Raw genomic sequence first — 3,697 nt, 5'->3', positions numbered from 1 at the left:
CTCGACCTGGGCGCTGACGTGGTATTGCATTCTGTCACCAAATTTATCAATGGGCACGCTGACATTGTGGGCGGCATCATTGTTGCCAAAGACCCTGAATTATACAAAAAGATCCGTCATTCCATGGTATATATGGGTTGCAATATGGATCCCACCCAAGCCTTTATGGTGATGCGCGGCGTCAAGACACTGGCCATCAGGATAGAGCGCGCACAGGAAAATGCCCGAAAAGTTGCTGACTTTATCCAGAATCATCCGAAAGTAGCCTGGATCAAATATCCCGGTCTGGAAAACCATCCCCAGCACGAACTGGCAAAAAAGCAGATGAAAGGCTTTGGATCGATGATGAGCTTTGGGCTGAATGGAGGCTATGAAGCAGGACGCAAGTTGATGGACCACGTTGAGCTGGCACTGCTGGCCGTATCGCTGGGCGGAGTGGAAACACTGATCCAGCATCCGGCTTCGATGACTCACGCAGGAGTCAGCAAAGAGAACAAGGCAGCAGCAGGGATTACCGACGACCTAGTCAGGTTCTCCGTGGGCATTGAGGATGTGGAAGACATCATCGGTGACCTGAAACAAGCCTTGGATCAAATCTGAAACAATATCCCCAGAGCGGAATTTGAAGAAACTGAATCCAAACCAGAGAAACAGATCTAAATGGAATCAACTTCTCTTTTGACCATAAAATACTACGCAGGGGTTACCTGTGCAGACCTCATTCGGTTCAGGTAACCTTGGTTACCTGTGACCGTTTCTTGGGTTAAGTGGAGCTGGCCCGGTATTCCTTTTTGAGGAACCGGGCCAGCGTTTTTTTATTAACTTTGAGGGCCGTCACCCGCCCTTCCTTCCGGATCCTTTGCCCTGCCGGACATAAACCGGAATAAACACAATACAATGTCAGCAAATCACTGTTTGAGAATTAACGTTTATGATCAAAACCATCGATATTTCGGAGTTCCTTTCTTTAAAAGCAGATGTTCCCGTGCTGGATGTCCGATCTCCTTCCGAGTTCAGCCAGGGACACATCCCCGGGGCTAACAACCTGCCTTTGTTCGACGATGAGGAACGCAAGGTCGTAGGCACCCTTTACAAGAAATCGGGCCGCGAGGCAGCCATCCTGGAAGGTCTTGATTTCGCAGGAAGAAAACTCAGGAACTTTGTAAAACAGGCCAAAAAGGCAGCCCCTGGCAAAAAGCTGCTCATGCATTGCTGGCGCGGGGGGATGCGTTCGGAGAGTATGGCCTGGCTATTGAACCTGGCAGGCTTTGATGTTTATCTTCTGAAAGGAGGATATAAGGCCTATCGCAGGCACGTTCTCAGTCTCTGGGAAAAGCCTGCCCGCATCATGATCCTTTCGGGAAAAACAGGCACAGGAAAAACAGAGATCCTGAAGCATATGCAGGAACTTGGCCAGCAGGTCATTGACCTTGAAGGCATTGCCCATCATAAGGGCTCAGCATTTGGCGCCATCGGCGAAAGCCCACAGCCCAGCAGCGAACAGTTTGAAAACGAACTGGCTGACCAATGGACAAAAATCGATCATAGCCTACCGGTTTGGTTGGAAGACGAAAGCCATACCATTGGCAGGGTTTTCATCCCACACAAGCTTTATCAGCAGATGCACCAGGCGCAGGTGATACGCCTCGAGATGCCAAAAAACCTCAGGGTGAAAAGACTCATAGAGGATTATGCAGGATTTGAGAAAGTGTTGCTGGTGCAATCCATAGAAAAAATCCAGCGCAAACTGGGTGGGCAAAATGCCAGGACAGCCATTGAGGCGCTGCATCAGGATGACTTTGAAACCGCCATTGCCATAGTCCTTGATTACTACGACAAGGCCTACACCTTCGACCTGGGAAAAAGAAAACCTGAACAGTTCCAGCATTTTGAGACCCATACTGAACAAGCCCAGGAGAATGCACGCTTAGTGCTTGAGCAAATCAATCAACTGACCCATGAGCAAGGATAATCCCATTTACCTCGACTACAACGCTACAACCCCTGTTGATCCTGAAGTTGCTCAGGCTATGCAGCCTTATCTTGCACAATATTTTGGAAATCCATCGAGCGTGCACCTTTACGGGGTTCAAACCAGAAAAGCAGTGGAGCAAGCCCGGCGGCAAATAGCAGACCTGCTGAATTCCGAGCCAGACGAGGTCATTTTCACCAGCGGGGGCACCGAAGCCAACAACTATGCCATTAAAGGCGCAGCATACCAGCACCGGCAAAAGGGGAACCATATCATCACCACAACCATTGAACATCCTGCAGTTTCAGAAGTCTGCCAGTTTCTGGAGAGCCAGGGATTCCAGGTCACCTATGTGCCGGTGGATGAAAGCGGACTGGTGAACCCTGAAGCCATCGAAAAAGCAATTACCGGTGGCACCATCCTGATCAGCGTGATGCACGCCAACAACGAGGTGGGCACCATTCAGCCCATTGAAGCCATTGGGAAAATTGCCCGCCAGCACGGCATCCTGTTTCATTGCGATGCTGCCCAATCGGTGGGTAAGATCGAAACCGATGTAAAGAAAATGGGGGTGGATTTACTCTCTGTGGCAGGGCATAAGCTCTATGCCCCCAAAGGCATAGGAGCATTGTATATCAGGCGGGGCGTGCAATTGCAGAAACTGATGCACGGGGCCAACCATGAACAGAACCTGAGAGCGGGCACTGAGAACGTGCTTGAGATCGTCGGCCTTGGGAAGGCAGCAGAGATCGCCAAGCGCGACTTTGAAAACAATATACGCCAAATGAGGCTCACCCGTGACCTGCTGTACGATCGCCTGAAGGAATCTTTACCTGAAATCCGCCTGAACGGGCATCCGGAACTCAGGCTGCCTAACACGCTCAGCATTGGTTTCCCAAAAATGGAAGCAAATACCCTTTTGGATGAGCTGCAGGGAATTGCAGCTTCTGCAGGTGCCGCCTGTCACGCCGACCAGGTGGATGTTTCCTCTGTTCTTACTGCCATGAACGTGCCCCTGCAGTATGCCATGGGAACCATCCGCTTCTCCACAGGAAAGCACAGCACTGTGCAGGAAATGGAGCAGGCGGCAGAGATAATTATTGAAGCTGTTAAAAGAATGAGTCCTGATGTAAACGCTGTGGAATTGCAGGCAATGACTGAAGGACCCATACAATTGACCCATTTCACCCACGGACTGGGCTGCGCCTGTAAGATCAGGCCGCAGTACCTTGAGAAGGTGCTGCAGGATATGCCCCAGATTCTCGATCCAAGGGTACTGGTGGGCACCTCCACTTCCGATGATGCAGCCGTTTACAAGATCACAGATGATATCGCCATCGTGCAAACGGTAGATTTCTTTACCCCCATTGTGGATGATCCCTATGCCTTTGGGGCCATTGCAGCAGCAAATGCGTTAAGCGATATTTATGCGATGGGCGCCAGACCCTTGTTTGCACTGAACATTGTGGGCTTCCCCAGCAACCGCCTGCCTATGCAGGTGCTGAAAGACATACTGAAAGGAGCTTCCGATAAAGCTACAGAAGCCGGCATTCCTATATTAGGCGGGCATACAGTAGAAGACAATGAACCCAAATTTGGGATGGTGGTCACAGGGCAGGTGCACCCCAAGCGCATACTCACCAATTCGGGTGCAAAGCCAGGCGATGTCCTGATCCTGACCAAACCCATTGGCACCGGTATCATCTCCACGGCCGTAAAACGAGG

At 50.8% G+C, this 3,697-nt stretch carries 3 protein-coding genes and 1 pseudogene; all 4 read left to right on the top strand.

Annotation, left to right across the window (positions count from 1 at the left end):
- A partial coding sequence (locus V2I46_01465; protein ID MEE4176155.1) for a PLP-dependent transferase occupies window positions 1–600 on the top strand: 600 nt, incomplete at its 5' end.
- 331 nt (window positions 601–931) lie between these two features.
- Window positions 932–1,972, top strand: coding sequence for a tRNA 2-selenouridine(34) synthase MnmH (mnmH, locus tag V2I46_01460; protein MEE4176154.1), 1,041 nt, complete (start codon window positions 932–934; stop codon window positions 1,970–1,972).
- Window positions 1,959–3,017: pseudogene (locus V2I46_01455) on the top strand (cysteine desulfurase family protein). Before mnmH ends, V2I46_01455 begins: the two are co-directional and overlap by 14 nt.
- Window positions 3,018–3,125: 108 nt before the next feature.
- On the top strand, window positions 3,126–3,697 hold a 572-nt coding region (gene selD, locus V2I46_01450), incomplete at its 3' end, for a selenide, water dikinase SelD (GenBank protein ID MEE4176153.1).

The sequence above is a fragment of the Bacteroides sp. genome (assembly GCA_036351255.1).
GTDB lineage: Bacteria > Bacteroidota > Bacteroidia > Bacteroidales > UBA7960 > UBA7960.
This window is presented reverse-complemented; position numbering and strand designations above follow the sequence as displayed.

Coding starts and splice junctions, on each gene's coding strand:
- mnmH (MEE4176154.1), top strand. CDS start 932: ATGATCAAAACCATCGATATTTCGGAGTTCCTTTCTTTAAAAGCAGAT.